Source organism: Gardnerella sp. DNF01195, from assembly GCF_049244175.1.
In the GTDB taxonomy this organism is placed as follows: domain Bacteria; phylum Actinomycetota; class Actinomycetes; order Actinomycetales; family Bifidobacteriaceae; genus Bifidobacterium; species Bifidobacterium leopoldii.
Genome location: NZ_CP058383.1, coordinates 1,278,981 through 1,294,153, shown reverse-complemented (window position 1 = coordinate 1,294,153; position 15,173 = coordinate 1,278,981). Strand labels below are relative to the sequence as shown.

The 15,173-nt window shown below is 40.9% G+C and carries 13 protein-coding genes and 4 tRNA genes; 16 read left to right on the top strand and 1 reads right to left on the bottom strand.

Going from position 1 to position 15,173, the window contains the following annotated elements; genetic code table 11:
• Window positions 1-302 precede the first annotated feature (302 nt).
• The 10 genes from HXT43_RS05005 to fdxA all read left to right on the top strand — a co-directional run bounded on the left by HXT43_RS05005 (window position 303) and on the right by fdxA (window position 7,536).
• Window positions 303-1,385, top strand: coding sequence for a hypothetical protein (locus HXT43_RS05005; RefSeq protein WP_032835317.1), 1,083 nt, complete (start codon window positions 303-305; stop codon window positions 1,383-1,385).
• Between the two features lie 173 nt (window positions 1,386-1,558).
• Window positions 1,559-1,852, top strand: a complete 294-nt coding sequence (gene groES / locus HXT43_RS05000; protein ID WP_004114319.1) for a co-chaperone GroES — start codon at window positions 1,559-1,561, stop codon at window positions 1,850-1,852.
• Window positions 1,853-2,098: 246 nt separating this feature from the next.
• Window positions 2,099-3,196 (top strand): histidinol-phosphate transaminase, encoded by a 1,098-nt coding sequence (gene hisC, locus HXT43_RS04995; RefSeq protein WP_112928489.1) that lies wholly within the window; start codon window positions 2,099-2,101, stop codon window positions 3,194-3,196.
• A 110-nt stretch (window positions 3,197-3,306) separates the two neighbouring features.
• A tRNA-Tyr gene (locus tag HXT43_RS04990) sits at window positions 3,307-3,388 on the top strand.
• Window position 3,389: 1 nt separating this feature from the next.
• Window positions 3,390-3,461 (top strand) — tRNA-Thr (locus HXT43_RS04985).
• 4 nt (window positions 3,462-3,465) lie between these two features.
• A tRNA-Met gene (locus HXT43_RS04980) sits at window positions 3,466-3,539 on the top strand.
• A gap of 53 nt (window positions 3,540-3,592) precedes the next feature.
• On the top strand, window positions 3,593-3,763 hold the full coding sequence (gene rpmG, locus HXT43_RS04975) for a 50S ribosomal protein L33 (protein ID WP_004105548.1): 171 nt from the start codon (window positions 3,593-3,595) through the stop codon (window positions 3,761-3,763).
• Window positions 3,764-3,887: 124 nt separating this feature from the next.
• Window positions 3,888-5,159, top strand: a complete 1,272-nt coding sequence (locus HXT43_RS04970; RefSeq protein ID WP_174143426.1) for an FAD-binding protein — start codon at window positions 3,888-3,890, stop codon at window positions 5,157-5,159.
• Between the two features lie 290 nt (window positions 5,160-5,449).
• Window positions 5,450-7,081, top strand: a complete 1,632-nt coding sequence (locus tag HXT43_RS04965) for an APC family permease (RefSeq protein WP_064340729.1) — start codon at window positions 5,450-5,452, stop codon at window positions 7,079-7,081.
• Window positions 7,082-7,203: 122 nt separating this feature from the next.
• A complete protein-coding gene (gene fdxA, locus HXT43_RS04960; protein ID WP_004105541.1) occupies window positions 7,204-7,536 on the top strand; it encodes a ferredoxin in 333 nt (110 codons plus the stop codon).
• A 35-nt stretch (window positions 7,537-7,571) separates the two neighbouring features.
• Here fdxA and dinB read toward each other — a convergent pair whose 3' ends face one another.
• Window positions 7,572-8,882 (bottom strand): DNA polymerase IV, encoded by a 1,311-nt coding sequence (gene dinB / locus HXT43_RS04955; protein WP_064340705.1) that lies wholly within the window; start codon window positions 8,880-8,882, stop codon window positions 7,572-7,574.
• 109 nt (window positions 8,883-8,991) lie between these two features.
• On the opposite strand from dinB, the gene HXT43_RS04950 reads away from it, so the two are divergent.
• The 6 genes from HXT43_RS04950 (at window position 8,992) to HXT43_RS04925 (ending at window position 15,170) form a co-directional block, all read left to right on the top strand.
• Window positions 8,992-9,924, top strand: coding sequence for an EamA family transporter (locus tag HXT43_RS04950; RefSeq protein WP_004105538.1), 933 nt, complete (start codon window positions 8,992-8,994; stop codon window positions 9,922-9,924).
• A 111-nt stretch (window positions 9,925-10,035) separates the two neighbouring features.
• Window positions 10,036-10,122, top strand: a tRNA-Ser gene (locus tag HXT43_RS04945).
• A 296-nt stretch (window positions 10,123-10,418) separates the two neighbouring features.
• Window positions 10,419-13,373 carry a peptidase gene (locus HXT43_RS04940; protein ID WP_415707219.1) on the top strand — a complete coding sequence of 985 codons (2,955 nt, stop codon included), beginning with the start codon at window positions 10,419-10,421 and terminating at the stop codon, window positions 13,371-13,373.
• Between the two features lie 182 nt (window positions 13,374-13,555).
• Window positions 13,556-13,849 (top strand): metal-sensitive transcriptional regulator, encoded by a 294-nt coding sequence (locus HXT43_RS04935; protein ID WP_004574096.1) that lies wholly within the window; start codon window positions 13,556-13,558, stop codon window positions 13,847-13,849.
• Window positions 13,850-13,864: 15 nt separating this feature from the next.
• A complete protein-coding gene (locus HXT43_RS04930; protein ID WP_415707218.1) occupies window positions 13,865-14,533 on the top strand; it encodes a YigZ family protein in 669 nt (222 codons plus the stop codon).
• A 10-nt stretch (window positions 14,534-14,543) separates the two neighbouring features.
• Window positions 14,544-15,170, top strand: a complete 627-nt coding sequence (locus tag HXT43_RS04925; RefSeq protein ID WP_004105530.1) for a hypothetical protein — start codon at window positions 14,544-14,546, stop codon at window positions 15,168-15,170.
• Window positions 15,171-15,173: the final 3 nt, after the last annotated feature.

The following is a 15,173-nucleotide window of genomic DNA, read 5'->3' as shown; positions in this document are numbered from 1 at the left end:
TCCGAAGTTACACGAGCACGTAAGTAGAAACTTACTGTTCCTTCACATATCCTAGTACATACTATGACAGTTATTATAGGTGTTAAATTTGCTTAGTGAATGATTGCGGCACAGCATATTGTGTGATGGCGCGCGCAATAATCCCACATTTTGGCGACACGCCGAAATGTTTATGTTGCTACACATCCTATGACTTCCTTATATTAATAGTTATGGGTTATGAATCGGTGAGTGCGGTACTCGTATTAGTCATCCTCGTAGCCTTATGGTTCGGGTGGTTGCCTAAACGCACGGTTAACGGCATGAAGTCTATGCTTGAACATCGCGAGGATAGGTTTTCACCAACACTTCATCTTGTAGGTGAGTGGAGTACTACGCGTATTTGCGACGGTACTAGTATGTTGGCAAAAGGGGCTTGTATGCAACCGACACAACAAAAACGAACATTAACTCCTGAATATATTGCGCGCATTCGCGCTGCTAGGCGTGCTGCGATACGCCGTCGTTGTGTGTTGGTAGTTGCGCTTGCTGTCTTGACTTTTGTCGTATTCTTAGCAGGATGCTCTGGTATATTTTCTCCAGTTTTTGCTCTTATTCCTGGAGCTATGTTGGCAGTAGTGCTTTATTTTGGAGCTCGTGCTTCTAAGCATGCTCGTGCTTGGGAGGCGCGTATTGCAACAATGCGCGCTGCTTCGAAACGCAAAGCTGAGGATGAATTATGTGAACGCCGCAATAGTGCTGTTATACGTCAGTTGAAAGATTATTCTTCTGCATCTGATTCTGATTTTAATGGAGAAATCAACAGTAGTGATGCGATTTCCCAAAACGACAGTGCTGAGTATTCTGTATCTCAGACTGTAGTGCCTGTTCGAAATGGCGCATCTCGTGACAATACTGAAACTTCGGTTATGGAGCAGAGCGAAATTCGTGTTGCGTTACATCGTGCGGAGCAAGAGCGCAATGCAGCGTTGCGTGAGCGTTCGTATAAAGAAGAATCTGAATCTAAAGAATCTAATATCGTTGAAGCGGAAAATAAAGACGCATACGATTCTTCTAACGCTTCTGTGGCTTCGGGGCAAAACTATCAGTCTAATCAAGATTTAATTTCGTTCTCGCTTGATTCACAAACTAAGTCTGATTCAAGTAATGCTAATTTGGCATCTCGTACTCCAGAAAGTTTGGAAATTAAATCAACTAAGCAAGTAGTTAAAGCTGTACCAGTTGCTAACGCTGATAGTGCTGCTGCCGCTACTAATTTTGTTGCTGCAAACTCTTCTCAGTTCCACGAAAAAGAAAAAGTAAGCGAAGTGGATGCTCCAGAAAGTTCTGAAGACTCACTTGGTGTGGCAAATTTGCATGATGTTCTTGCTCGTCGCAATGCCTGATTTAAGAGTTTTCTAAAAATTTTCTTAAAAGATTAGCACTCGAGTTGTTAGAGTGCTAAATTCGCGCTATTATGAGGCACAGAGCGTAAGTGCGGTTGCGGACGTGATCGTCAGCCTCGTCGGATTGTTTCTTGCGTACGAAATTAATATCTCTTATGAAAGGGGTGGCAACAGTGTCGATTAAGCTCACACCGTTGGAGGACAAGATTATTGTTAAGCAAGCTCAAGCGGAAACTCAGACTGCTTCTGGCTTGTATATTCCAGATAATGCCAAGGAAAAGCCACAGCAGGGTGAAGTTCTTGCCGTAGGTCCTGGTCGTCGTGACGATAAGGGCGAGCGCATTCCTATGGATGTTAAGGTTGGAGACAAGGTTCTTTATTCCAAGTACGGTGGAACTGAAGTGCATTACGAAGGTGAGGACTACTTAATCGTGTCTTCTCGTGATGTGCTTGCGATTCTTGGCTAGTATTTAGCCGGTTGAAGCAATAAAACTTACGCTGGAAATGACGGAAACGTTATTCCCAGCGTTTTTTATTGCGGTACGTAAGAATGTGCCGTGAAATATTTGGATAGCCGGCAGAAAGTTTACATGGCTGTAAAGTTTTGGTCGGATTAAGGCGATAAAGCGGCAGTTTCTTTACATGCGTGCGCAATTTTAGTCGGATTTTCGCTATTGCACAGTTAAGGTATGTGTAGAGTATGATGGAGAAGTATGACATACAAACACCGCAATATTGTAGATACAATTCCTAGCTACAAGCAGGGTAAGCCAGCTCCTAAATTGGACGGCATTCGTGCGTATAAGATTTCTAGTAACGAAAATCCTTATGAGCCTTTGCAAAGCGTAAAAGAAGCAATCTCAAATCGCGCGCTTAATGTAATAAACCGTTATCCTAATATGCGTGGCACAGAAGTTGTTGAAGAACTTGCTAAGCGTTTTGGTGTGACTGCAGACGAAGTAGTGCTTGGTTGCGGCTCTACGGAAGTTATTACGCAGCTTGTTGACTTGGTTGCAGGTCCGGGAGATGAGGTCATATATCCTTGGAGAAGCTTTGAAGCTTACCCGATTATTGTAACGGGAGCTGGTGCTACAAGCGTTCAGATTCCTAATCGTGCCGATGGTTCTCACGATGTTGACGCTATGATTGCAGCTATTAACGATCGCACGCGTTTGATTATTTTGAATAATCCTAATAATCCAACTTCTGCTTCACTTAGCGAGAAGGAAGCTCGCAAGGTGTTAGATGCTGTGCCAAGCGACGTTCTTGTACTTATTGACGAAGCTTATGTGCAGTTTAACACAGCAAAAGGCACTGCAAATGGCATAAAGCTGTACCATGAGTATCCAAATGTAGTTGTTGCTCAAACGTTCTCCAAGGCTTATGGATTGGCAGGTTTGCGCATTGGTTATGGTATTGCTCCGGCTGAAGTCGTAGACGGTATGCGTAAAGTTGCTGTGCCATTTGGAGTGTCTCAAATAGCGCAGGTCGCAGCTTTGGCTTCTTTGGAAGATGACGCAAGCAAGGAGATGAGTACTCGTGTTGCATCTCTCGTTGCTGAGCGCGAGCGCATTGTTGAAGCTTTACGCGAGCAAGGCTGGAATATTGAGGATGCGTACGCAAACTTCTTCTGGATGCCATTTGGGGCAGATACTGAGAAAGTAACAGAACATTTTATTGCTGCAGGATTGTCTGTTCGCGCTTTTGCTGGTGAAGGTATTCGCATTAGTATCGGCGAGCGCGAGGCTAATGACAGAGTTTTGACAGTTTGCGAAAATTTAAAAAAAGAGGGTTTTTCGCTAAATAACTAGCTTTTTGCATAAAAGTTTTGCTTTCGGCGTGTCTTAATCTTGCATTAGTCGCGATTTCGTGGCAAAATAACAAAGTTGCCGTTTGAAGTTCACTTCTTACGGAGACTGCTGGCGGGTTTCCCAAGTGGTCAAAGGGAGCTGACTGTAAATCAGCCGCTTCGTGCTTCAGTGGTTCGAATCCACTACCCGCCACGCCTCGATAGCTCAGTGGTAGAGCACTTCCTTGGTAAGGAAGAGGTCGTGAGTCCGATTCTCACTCGAGGCTCTCTGGCGGGGTAGCTCAGCTGGCTAGAGCGTACGACTCATAATCGTAAGGTCAAGAGTTCGAGTCTCTTCCTCGCTACAACGGCCAGTAGGAGACTGGCTGGCCAATAATGAATTGTAGAGGTGAACGAAATGGCAAGCAAGAGCGCCGACATCCGTCCGGGCATTACGATGGCATGCACGGAGTGCAAAGAGCGTAATTACATCACGACGAAGAATCGTCGCAATACGCCTGATCGTCTTGAGTTGAACAAGTTCTGCCCACGCTGCGGCAAGCATACGCTTCATCGCGAGACTCGCTGAATTTTCAGCTTACTGCGCTCACGGTTTTGGCTTGTTTAAGCTTGTTGCTAGTTGCGCAGATTTTATGCTTATTACCCCGCTTAATGCGGGGTTTTTGTTATTTATTGCTGTTAATATTTAAACCATGAGTATGCAAGCATCTTTAGTAAATAATCCATCATTTGCAGATATAACAACTGTTGGCGTAGGTGGCAAAATTGTGCGTTTTATAGAGCCCAAAAGTCGCGTTGCTGTTATTGAAGCGGTAGAAGATGCTGATGAGGCTGGTCTGCCTTTATGTGTTATCGGTGGCGGCTCTAATATGCTTGTTAGCGATGAGGATTTCAACGGCGTTGTTGTGCGAGATGCTAGACGCGATATTCATGTGCTTGATGAAGCAGCACCTTCAGAAGATGGCATTGATTTGCAAAGTGGTGCTCATTTAGTGCATATCAATGCTGAAGCTGGTTGTAATTGGGATGATTTTGTTTCACATACGATTTCTCTTGGCTTAGAGGGTGTAGAAGGTCTTTCTGGCATACCTGGCACTGTTGGGGCTTCTGTTGTACAAAATATTGGCGCTTATGGTCAAGAAGTATCTCAAAGTGTTACTTCCGTAGAAGTTTGGGACCGCAAAACAAAATCAACTATAGAGCTGCAGAAGGATGCTTTGAATTTTGGGTATCGCACTTCATTGCTTAAAAAAAGCATGTACTCTTCAGTAGGAGTCCCTGCGGATTCGTATTTTCCTACTCCTCGTTACGTTGTACTGTCTGTTACTTTTTGTTTGAAGCATAATTCAACTGGCGTTGTTTCTCATTCGCAATTAGCTAATGCTTTGCACGTAGAATTAGGCGAGCGTATGCAAACAGCAGCAATACGTCGTGAAGTTTTGCGCGTTCGTGCTTCTAAAGGCATGCTTGAGGATGCTTCTCGTTACGATAAGCTGTGGATGCGTGGTACAAAGTGTGCTGAAGGTGTTGAATTTGCTTTGCGATTGCAAAGTGAAGACTATGTTACTGGCGAATTTTTAGAGGGCGATAATATTTACAGTGATCGTCATAGTTGCGGTAGTTTCTTTATGAATCCAATACTTAGTACTAGTGAAGCCGATACTTTGCCAGAAGATGCTCCTAAATTTGATGCAATTATGCAAGATGGATCGCATGGTATAAAAACTTCTGCAGCTTGGCTTATTGACCATGCTGGATTCCATAAGGGTTTTAGGCTTATAGAAAATGGGAAACCTTCGCCTGCAGGTCTTTCTTCATTGCATACTTTGGCGCTTACCAATCGTAATAATGCTTCTTGTGACGACATTGCAAATTTGGCAAAAACTATTATCCGTGGTGTGCAAAGTAAGTTTGGTGTAACGCTTATTCCTGAACCTGTTGTAATAAATATTTCTATAAACTGAAAATTTTACGAATATAATATGTTTTATGCAGTAATATATAAGTTTATTGTTTAAATTTTCACAAATAATAAAGGAACACACGGTAAAACTACCGTGTAAGCAATGTTTTGTGTAATATTTACCTACATTATCTATATAAATTTTTTATTTAATTACATTTACAGGAATAAATAAAGAAAATTAAGTAGAAATTTTATATAGGTGAAGTCGCAACTGTTTCGCAAATTTATTAATTCGCTTCTGATTGCGGCATACCTTTATACCTATACCTCAACGAAAGTGCGTTTATTATGCAAATATGGAGAAAGAAGTCTGTTGAACAGACTATCGCTGAGACTATGGATGGTGAACGCCATCTTAAACGTACATTAAATGCTTGGGATTTGGCAGTTATGGGTGTTGCTGTCGCTGTTGGTGCCGGTATTTTCTCTGTCGGTGCTCAGGCTGCAGCATTCCATGCTGGTCCTGCTGTAATTATTAGCTTTATTATTGCAGGCATTGTATGCGGTTCTGCTGCAATGTGCTACGCAGAATTTGCTTCAATGATCCCAGTTGCTGGATCTGCTTATACGTTTACATATACTACAGTTGGTGAGCTTATTGCTTGGATTATTGGCTGGGATATGATCCTAGAAATGCTGATGGCTGGCTCAGTAATTGCAAAGTATTGGGGCGTTTATCTTAACGATTTAATGAAGCTTTTCGGTTTGAATATGACCACCAGTTTTAACGTAGGTGGTTTCACTATTGATGTTGCTCCAATTATAATCGTTGCATTCTTTACAACTATGCTTGTCCTTGGAACTAAGCTTTCTGCACGCTTCGACGGCGCTTTAACAATCTTGAAGATTGGTATCGTTCTGTTCGTGGTTGTTGTGGGCTTCTTCTACATTAAAGCTTCCAACTTTACGCCATTTGTGCCACCTGCAACCGACGCTGCAAGTGTAAAGGGAATAGAAGTCTCTGGGGTTATGGCACAGCCTCTGTGGCAGTGGGTAACAGGCATGCAGCCAGCTGTTTATGGCGTTCCAGGTATTCTTTCCGGCGCGGCCCTCGTGTTCTTCGCGTTTATTGGTTTTGACGTTGTGGCAACCACAGCAGAAGAAACTAAGGATCCGCACAAGAACATTCCACGAGGCATTGGTCTTGGATTGTTTATTGTTACTGTTCTTTACATCCTCGTCGCAGTCGTAACAACTGGTATGGTTTCCTATAAGGATTTGGCAAAGCAAGCCGCTCCTTCGCTTTCTACAAGCTTCGAACTTGTGGGTGCTACTTGGGCTGCAAAGATTATTTCCCTCGGTATTGTTATTGGTTTAACAACCGTTGTGATGGTGCTTTTGCTCGGTCTTACGCGCATTATCTTCGCTGTTAGCCGTGATGGTCTGCTCCCACGCAGCTTCTCTAAAGTGAGCAAGCGTGGTATTCCTGCAAGACTTCAGATCGTTGCTGGTATTGTTGTGGCAGTCGTTGCTTCCACTCTCGATATTGGTATTCTTTCCGATATGGTGAACATTGGTACGCTTTCTGCATTCCTGCTTGTTTCTGCTGGCGTGCCGATTATGCGTATGCGCAGACCAGATTTGCACCGTTCATTTAGCGTTCCTGGCAATCCATGGCTTCCGCTGTTTGCAGCACTTTCTACATTCTGGCTCATGCTTAACTTGTCTGTGCTTACGTGGATTCGTTTTGCAGTGTGGCTAGCAATTGGTTTTGCGGTGTACTTCGGTTACTCTTACCGTAATTCTTTGCTTGGCAGGCAGTTGCGTAAAGCTAAGCAGCTCGGTGTTCCGGTTGAAACTTTGTTTGCTCAAGATGCCGCTGCTGCAGCGAAGGTAGCTGAAGGAGAAACAGAGGAGCAGGCTCGTGCAGAAGTTCAAGCTGAGGCGTCTGCTGCGGCCTCGCAAAATAATCAAAATTAATAAATTATTTATTTAGCAAGAAGTCGGCATACGGTTATATCGCATGCCGACTTTTTGTGTCATAGACTTTTCAAAAATGTTCTATAATAGAAAAGTTGCATAAAAGCAGAAAGGAGGGCGTTATGCCATATGTAATCGCAGAGCCTTGCGTTGATGTAAAAGATAAAGCGTGTGTAGATGAATGCCCTGTAGACTGCATTTATGAAGGCGATCGAACGCTTTATATTAACCCGAACGAGTGTGTGGATTGTGGAGCTTGCGAACCGGCTTGCCCAGTAGAAGCTATTTTTTATGAAGATGATTTGCCAGAAGGCTGGGAGTGGTATCGCGATGCTGCGGTTGATTATTTCGACAAGCTCGGAGATTTGGGAGGAGCTACAGATGCTGGAGCTTCCGGATGGGATGAAGCTCGCGTTGCAGCCTTGCCTCCGCGTTCAGATAAAGCAAGTAATTAATCATTTGAAAAAGTATTGTTTAATGTGGCGCGAGTTCATAATCCAATATGAGCCGCGTTGTTGCCGTATTTTTTGCGAACGGCATCTAAAGCGTGTTCTGCGTGACGCAATCTAGTATTTTTATTCATTGCGGACATGCTGTTTTGTGTAGGATTTTTAGATTCGCGAGTATTTTCCTCCAGAATATCGTTTAGAGAAGGCTGAAGTGAAACCTTATTTGTTGGCACAAGATTATTCGCTGTAACACCAGCTAAACGAACTGGGCTTAAAAGCTTTGTATTATTGCCTCCAAGAATGTAATTATGCACAGTTGGATTAGCTTTAGAAAGCAAAACAACGACATGCTCGTAAAACTCGTGTGTTGAATCAGTTGCGTTTTGCAAAGTAGAAGATCTAGTAACATAATGCAAGTCGCCAAAGCGTAGTTTTAACGTTATAGTGCGTGCCATAAGTTTTCTGTTTCGCAACTGTTGAGTTACTTCGCTGCAGCATTGCTGTAGTAATTGTTTAACAGCATTCTCGTCCGTGGTATCTGTATCAAGAGTTCGCTCACTTCCAATGGATTTTTCAGGGGTATGTGCAGTTACAGTGCGCTCGTCTATGCCCCTAACTGATTGATATATCATTCTTGCTAAGATTTGCGAACCTGTTATGCGAGTAAGCGTTGCTTCGTCAACATTTTTAAGCGACGTAACAGTAGATAAGCCCCAATCCTCAAGCTTATGTATTAAAGATGAGCCAATTCCTGGTATTGCGCGCAATGGCATTATTGATACAAAATCTTCATTGCATTTTTGCGGAATAAGAAGCATTCCATTAGGTTTTGCATTAGTGGAAGCCATTTTTGCAATAAGTTTATTGTTAGCAATACCAACTGAACATGTGATATGATACTTTTCAAATACTTCTTTTCGTACCCAAGTTCCAATATTTACAGGCGATTTCCACTGTAATAAAGCCGATTTAACATTCATATAGCATTCGTCAACAGAAACTTTTTCAACTTGATTAGTAATATGCAAAAAAATATTTTCAAAAATACTTTTGGAAACGCTTGAATAATAAGGAATGTCAACTGGCAAGAAAACTCCTTGTGGACAAAGATTTCTAGCTTTAACAACGGGCATAGCGGAATTAACGCCGTAAGCGCGCGCTTCGTAACTTGCTGCAGAAACAACAGCACGATTGCCTGTGCCAATAATAAGCGGCTTTCCTTTAAGCTCCGGATGTCTTGCAACTTCTAAAGAAGCATAAAATGCATCCATGTCGACGTGAAGTATGTTACAACCTGAGGTGTCGTGCCCCCAATCACGTTTCGCTGCTTGTACTCTCGGTGCTGTACTCATAAGTTTATAATAGAACAAACGTTCGATTTCATGGAAAAAATTTGTGGATTAAACTAATGTTTTTGTAAAAAAGCGTATGTCGGATCAATATTCATGTAGGGTTGTTGCTATGAAGCAATTTGTCGTCAATCTTTTACATCGCATGCCTGTGCTGCTTATTATCGTCATTGAGGCTTCAATGGTGTATACAGCAACTTCTGTTGCAAAAGTAGCTTTTAGCCAATTGGATCCTCTGTATGCAGTGTGGTATCGAGTAGGATTTATGACATTGTTGCTTTTGGCTTGGAGAAGACCATTTTCTCGCAGCAAACGTAGTCTTTTACCAAAAACGCTACGAGAATGGGGGATTGTTGCAGCTGTTGGCGTGTCGTTAGTTGCTATGAACACTATGTTCTATGTTGCTATTAGTTGCATGGCTGTTGGCGTTGCGGTAACCATAGAATTCATAGGCCCCTTGCTTGTAGCTGTTATTACAGGTCATGAATGGCGAGAGCGTGTGGGAATTGTGATTGCTGTTTGTGGCATTATGCTGTTAGCTAGTGCTTCTATACATAGTTCAGTAAGCCCACATTTTCTAATTGGGTTATTCGCCATTCTTGTTGGCGGTTCAATGTGGGGTCTATATATTGTTTCAGGTCGCATGTTGGCAAAAAGTTCACACGCTATTGATCGTGTAAGTGTTGCAGCTCTTATTGGTTGGCTGCTGCAGTCTGTTGTTCTTGCTGTTCCTGCAGTGCAGCATGTTATTTCGCCTAAACCAGAAGCTACTTGGGCTGCTCGCCCTGGTGGTTCTTTTGCTTTACTTGCGTTAATGTTGGTTATTGCAATATGCGCTTCTTTCTTCCCAACTTTGCTTGATCAGGTTTTATTGAAACGTGTTACTTCTGCAAAATACTCTGTTATGCAAGCGTTGTATCCTGCGATCGCGGTTATTATTGGAATGGGATTTGGTGAAATTCCAACATTGACTGATATTGCAGGAATAATTCTTGTTATGTTTGCTGTAGTCGTAACGTTTTCTGGAGATCATAATCCTGTGTAGCACTGGATATTGTTATATTAATGTTATCTTAAAGTGTGTCGCCAAGCTTGTTTACAGTCCTTAAGAGGTGCTATAGTGTCAATCTGTTGCTGTTATGTACAGTAAACAAGTGGAGTCATGCCTGAGTGGCCGATAGGGGCACCCTGCTAAGGTGTTAGTCGTGTAAGCGGCTCGAGAGTTCGAATCTCTCTGACTCCGCGGGTTACTCCGGATTGCTTTTCGCGGTCCGGAGTTTTTGTTTTTTTATCGATTGCGTATAGAAAACGTGCAGTATGCAATTAAAATGCGCTTATTTTACACTTTAGAAATAAAAAATAATATATCAAAAGAAGAAATTGTGGATTTGTGAATAGCTCCGTAATTTTACTCAAGCTTTTAACCACAATAGTAAAAAAATATTTACTCATACTTTCTTTAAGCTCATAGTTGACTCATGAATGCTTATTAAAAGTGTTCAAAATAATATTTAAAGGGTTGGGCTAAAGGAGATTTTTATGAAAAAGTATGGAGGGAAGCATAATAGTGCTCGTAGCGATAACAATATGCGCGCTAGTATGAAACGTAAAACTATTCGTAGTCTGTCAGCATTTTTTGCTTCTATTTTTGTAATTCCTGCTATATTCTGCACGCAGTCAGCTTTAGGTTATTATGATGAACCTGGTGTATTTTATAAGGTTTCAGACAAAATAGAATGGCTTAAAGATCATACTCTTCGCACAAAGCTTGGTCCTACACCAAGTTATTGGGGCAAGAAACATATATCTTATTGTATTGAATCAAGTGTAGATTTTGGTCGCTCATCAGGTGATTGGAAGCAAGAACTCGACAAAGATTATCGCATTGCTGCAGAAATGATAAAAACTTCTAGTAATAATGACGATTTGCTTACTCAAACATCTATAGCTTTCGCAATGCACGATCATTTTGATCTTAAAAAAGATGAGTGGAAAAGAGCTGTAGATAATGGTTTTGAAAAAATCTCTACTGAGGATTTGAAAAAAACATCTAAGAAATTGTGGGAAGAAGCCGAAAATAATACTCCTATGAACTTAGAAGTTAATCAAGAGTATACTTCAGGAAAGCATGCTGGAGTTGTGCATGTAAGGGTGAAAAATATCAAGGGCTATGCTCTTAAAGATGTTCCTATTAGGCTTGAATCTGAAGATGCTTTAGTTGAGTTTAATGATGGTAAACAATCTGTTGAATTAAAGTCAAAAGATGAAGTAGTGAATATTCCTTGGAGTTCTAAGAGGAATGGTACTGCCATCGTTAAAATTGGATTTTTAGCTCCTAAAGCTGAAAGATATTATTCACCTGAATATCAAGACGAGATACGTTCCATAAACGATGCTGAATATAGTGAAAAACTTGCTTTCGGAGTAAAAGACAGTTTCCAGCCGACTCTTACTTCAAAAGTTGCAAAACATGAGCTGCATGTGGGCGAGAAGGTTGATAGCACGGTAACCAGTGGAGTGTTGGCAAAAGATAGTTGGTTAAATGGAGTTACTTTGCGTGCCCAAGGATATTATTTCGTTGGATCTGCTAAAGATATTTTGCAAATTAGGCAACGTAACAATGGCGAATCTGCAGTTCAATACCTGAAACGTATTAGAGCTTTGCCAGATTTGCGACAGGTTGCTGCAGCAAAAGCTGACTTTTCTAAAGCTAACGAAAGTGTGAATGCTAAGGCTAAACGCGCAAATGGCGATATTAGTGCATCAGATTTGAAGGAAGCTGAAGATTACAAAGTCGCTGATAATGAAGCTGGTCTTTTTGGCACATGGGTTTGGATTATTTCTCGTGATGCGCAGAAAAAAGAAGATGCAGATAAATTAGATGATGAAGTTGTGAAAGTATTTGGTTCTGCAGATTCTACTTCTGTATACCAAGCAACTATAAGTTCTGATGTTGTTACAAAGCAGAAAATTGTTGGTATTGGCACAGAAATTGTTAGTGAAATCACTGTAAGAGGTCTTCCGGAAACATATGGATCGTTTAAAGGTAATGAAACATATGGTTTTAATGCCGACAAGAAGGCACACATTCGCGTTTGGTGGGCTGGAGAAGGCAGTGAAAAAAGCACTAAAAAAGATAATGAAAAATATATGCCGGGATCTAAAGGTGAAGCAGCCGAGCAAGAGCCAAAAGAAGATGCGCATCATCATTTAATTGGTAATTGGGAGGTTCCAGCAGTAAATGGAGTTTATAAGGTTGGTAATGGAAGCATTACAATGCGCCCTATTGCTGGAGTCAATAAATCTTCTTCGGATCCGAAAGTTTTGAAAGATAATGTGCATATTCGCGCCAATAAAAATAGTGAGTCAGGATGGTATGTGTTTGTTTATGATTTTCCTGGTTCTTCGCGCGCTTTAGCTCATAAATCTGCGTATAACGGATTGTGGAGTCGTGCCTTAGTTGAACCGAATGTTTTAACTACTCCTGTATCTGTTACAACTAGAGTAAGCGATGAAAAGGTTAAGGCTGGTGAAAAGTTCCACGATAATGCTCGTATTACTGGCACGTTGCCAAAAGGCAGTTACGTAGTGTTTAGTGCATACGAGTATGAAGATGGTAAGGAAAATAAGAGCGATTGTGACGGAGCTAAATGTAACGATGCTAAGGATGGCGACGCTAAGAATAGTGAAACTAAAAATAGCGGTACAAAAAACAGTAATTCTGAAACTAAGGAAACTAAGGAAGCTAAAGAAACTAAAGAAACTAAGGAAACTGCAATATCTGTTGAAATTGAGAAAAAAATGCCTCAATCTCGCGTAAATATTACAGATAAGCAGGCTGAAGAAAGTAAGAAGTCTTCTATTTCTGTAAGTTCTGCAGATATTACATTAGATCATGAAGGAACTATTTATTGGAAAGCTGAAGTTTACGATGCTCAGGGTAATCCTTTAGCAACTCATGTATTGGGTGTAGAAGGAGAGACTGTGCAAGTTTCCGGCGGCGAGGATCGTTCTAAGAATGATAAGAATGATGGAAATGATGAGCATGATGCAAATGATGAGAAAAATGAAGAAACTTTGAGTAATGAAACTGATGGAAAAAATAGTAATGAAAATAAGGAGAATGGTAAAGAAAGCAAAGAAAAAGTAGAAGAAAATCATAGTAAAACTGGTAGTGATGAAACGGTTAACAGTGATGATTTAACTGATTCAAAAAATGATGGGAACGATCATACTTCCAATCAACATGTCGGTACGAATAGCAACGAAAATGCTAGTAAGAATTATGTTAATCAAAGTAATACAATTCCAACATCGCTTGCTGTTACTGGCGCTTCTTCGGTAACTGTGATACTTCTTGCTGTTATTATGTTAACCTTTGCTTCAGGTTTATCGTTAGGTCGTTTTTCAGCTATAGTTCCTAAACATGGGAGAATGTCTACTGGGGCACGGCATAGCGAAATTCCTCCAATGAGGCGTAGATTAGTGCGATAATATGTTTTGATATAGAATATTTGACGCGTTAGTCTATTGAGATCTTTTTGAAGTAGATTAACGCGTCATTTTGCAATAAATAATACGATGATGCATAATATAGATACAACGATTTATTGTATTAATTTGTATATGATGTTATAACCTTTGTGTGGTTATGTAATTGATAAATCGGAGTAACGATGAAAAGTTATGATATTGATAAAGAAAAACTGATAGTACGCATGCATCGAGTACAAGGTCAGCTTGCAGCAGTCAATACTATGATTGAAAACGATGCGAAGTGTCAAGATGTTCTTATGCAGCTTTCCGCTGCAACTGCTGCTTTACATTCTTTAGCAGTGATAGTGGCAAGGGAACATGTCAATAAAGAAATACATGAATCTGTAAAAATTGGTACCGAAGGAGGTGCCGATGCAGCAATGGAAGATATTTCTGGTATCATTGACAGGTTATTGCGTTACGAAAAAGCGTAGTATTGGTAGTATCTAGTGATTAATTCGCATAATATTCTGCACACTGTTCGTCAATTGCAATCGCAGCCTTTCGAGGCTTCTTTCATAGAGAAAAAATCAGAGTTTATTGGATGTATTTGTCATATTGACAATCTTGACGATGCTGTGGAATTTATGCAATCAGTGCGTTTTAAGAATCCTAAAGCTCGTCATGTTGCTTATGCTGCAATTTGTGGCTCATCGAAAGCTCAATTGCGTGAGCGCATGAGTGACGATGGTGAGCCAACTGGGACAGCAGGAAAACCAATATTAGATGTACTTAGATCGTCAAATTTAACAGATTGTGTAGTAACAGTAACGCGATATTTTGGCGGTATTTTGCTTGGAGCTGGTGGTCTAACCAGAGCTTATGCGCGTGCAGCAAGTATGGCAGTAGAATCTGCGCAAATAGTTGATATTATTACGTGCACTCGTTTTACTTGCAAGTTGCAATATCAACAATTGCGAATGTTGCAGCATATTGTAAGTCAAATGGAAGGCATAATTGACAACGAAATTTATGGTGCTGAAATTTCTCTTAATATTGCTATTCCAACTTTAAAATCACAAGAATTTCTTGATATGGTTCAGAATGCTTTTTCTGGAAGCGTTGTGCCGGAAGCAGATGGTACTCTAAGTAATAAGCTGATAGATACTAAGCGTTAAAGGTGATTTCATGGAAAAGACTAATGAAAAAACAAACACTACTGACGATTCATCTTATGAACCTTTAACTGCTGTATATGAGCATTTACGACATAGCGAAGATTCAGCTGAGCTTCATGAATTTGCTAGGAGAGAATTACCGGATCGATCAGATCAAGCGGCATTTTCTAGAGCCACTTCCTTGCTTGAAGCAGTTGCAGGTAATATCAATACTCCAGAAGAAGACCGTATTTATTTAGCTACAGAAATGCCTTTTCCAAACATATTAGTGAAACTTTCTGAAGATTCTGCTGATAAAGTGCGTTTGGCTGTTGCTGAAAATAAAAATGCTAAAAATTGGTTAGTTGGAAGACTTACTAAAGATTCATGTAATGCAGTTCGAAATGCTGCATTATGCAATCCAAAAGCTTCTTGGAAAATGCGTTTAGAGGGTGCGCAATCGGATGGCATAAGTGCTGAAACATTGAAATATTTGGCCTCCCTTGGTGTTAGTGCAGAAGAAAACGCTCCAACTGTATTAGCTTCCATGGTACGAAGAGCTGTTGCGTTAAATCCTGGTGTTCCACAAAATGTGCTGCAAGAATTATGTAACGATAAATCTGAAGATGTATCATCAGCGGCGCGCAGTCGTTGCTAACGC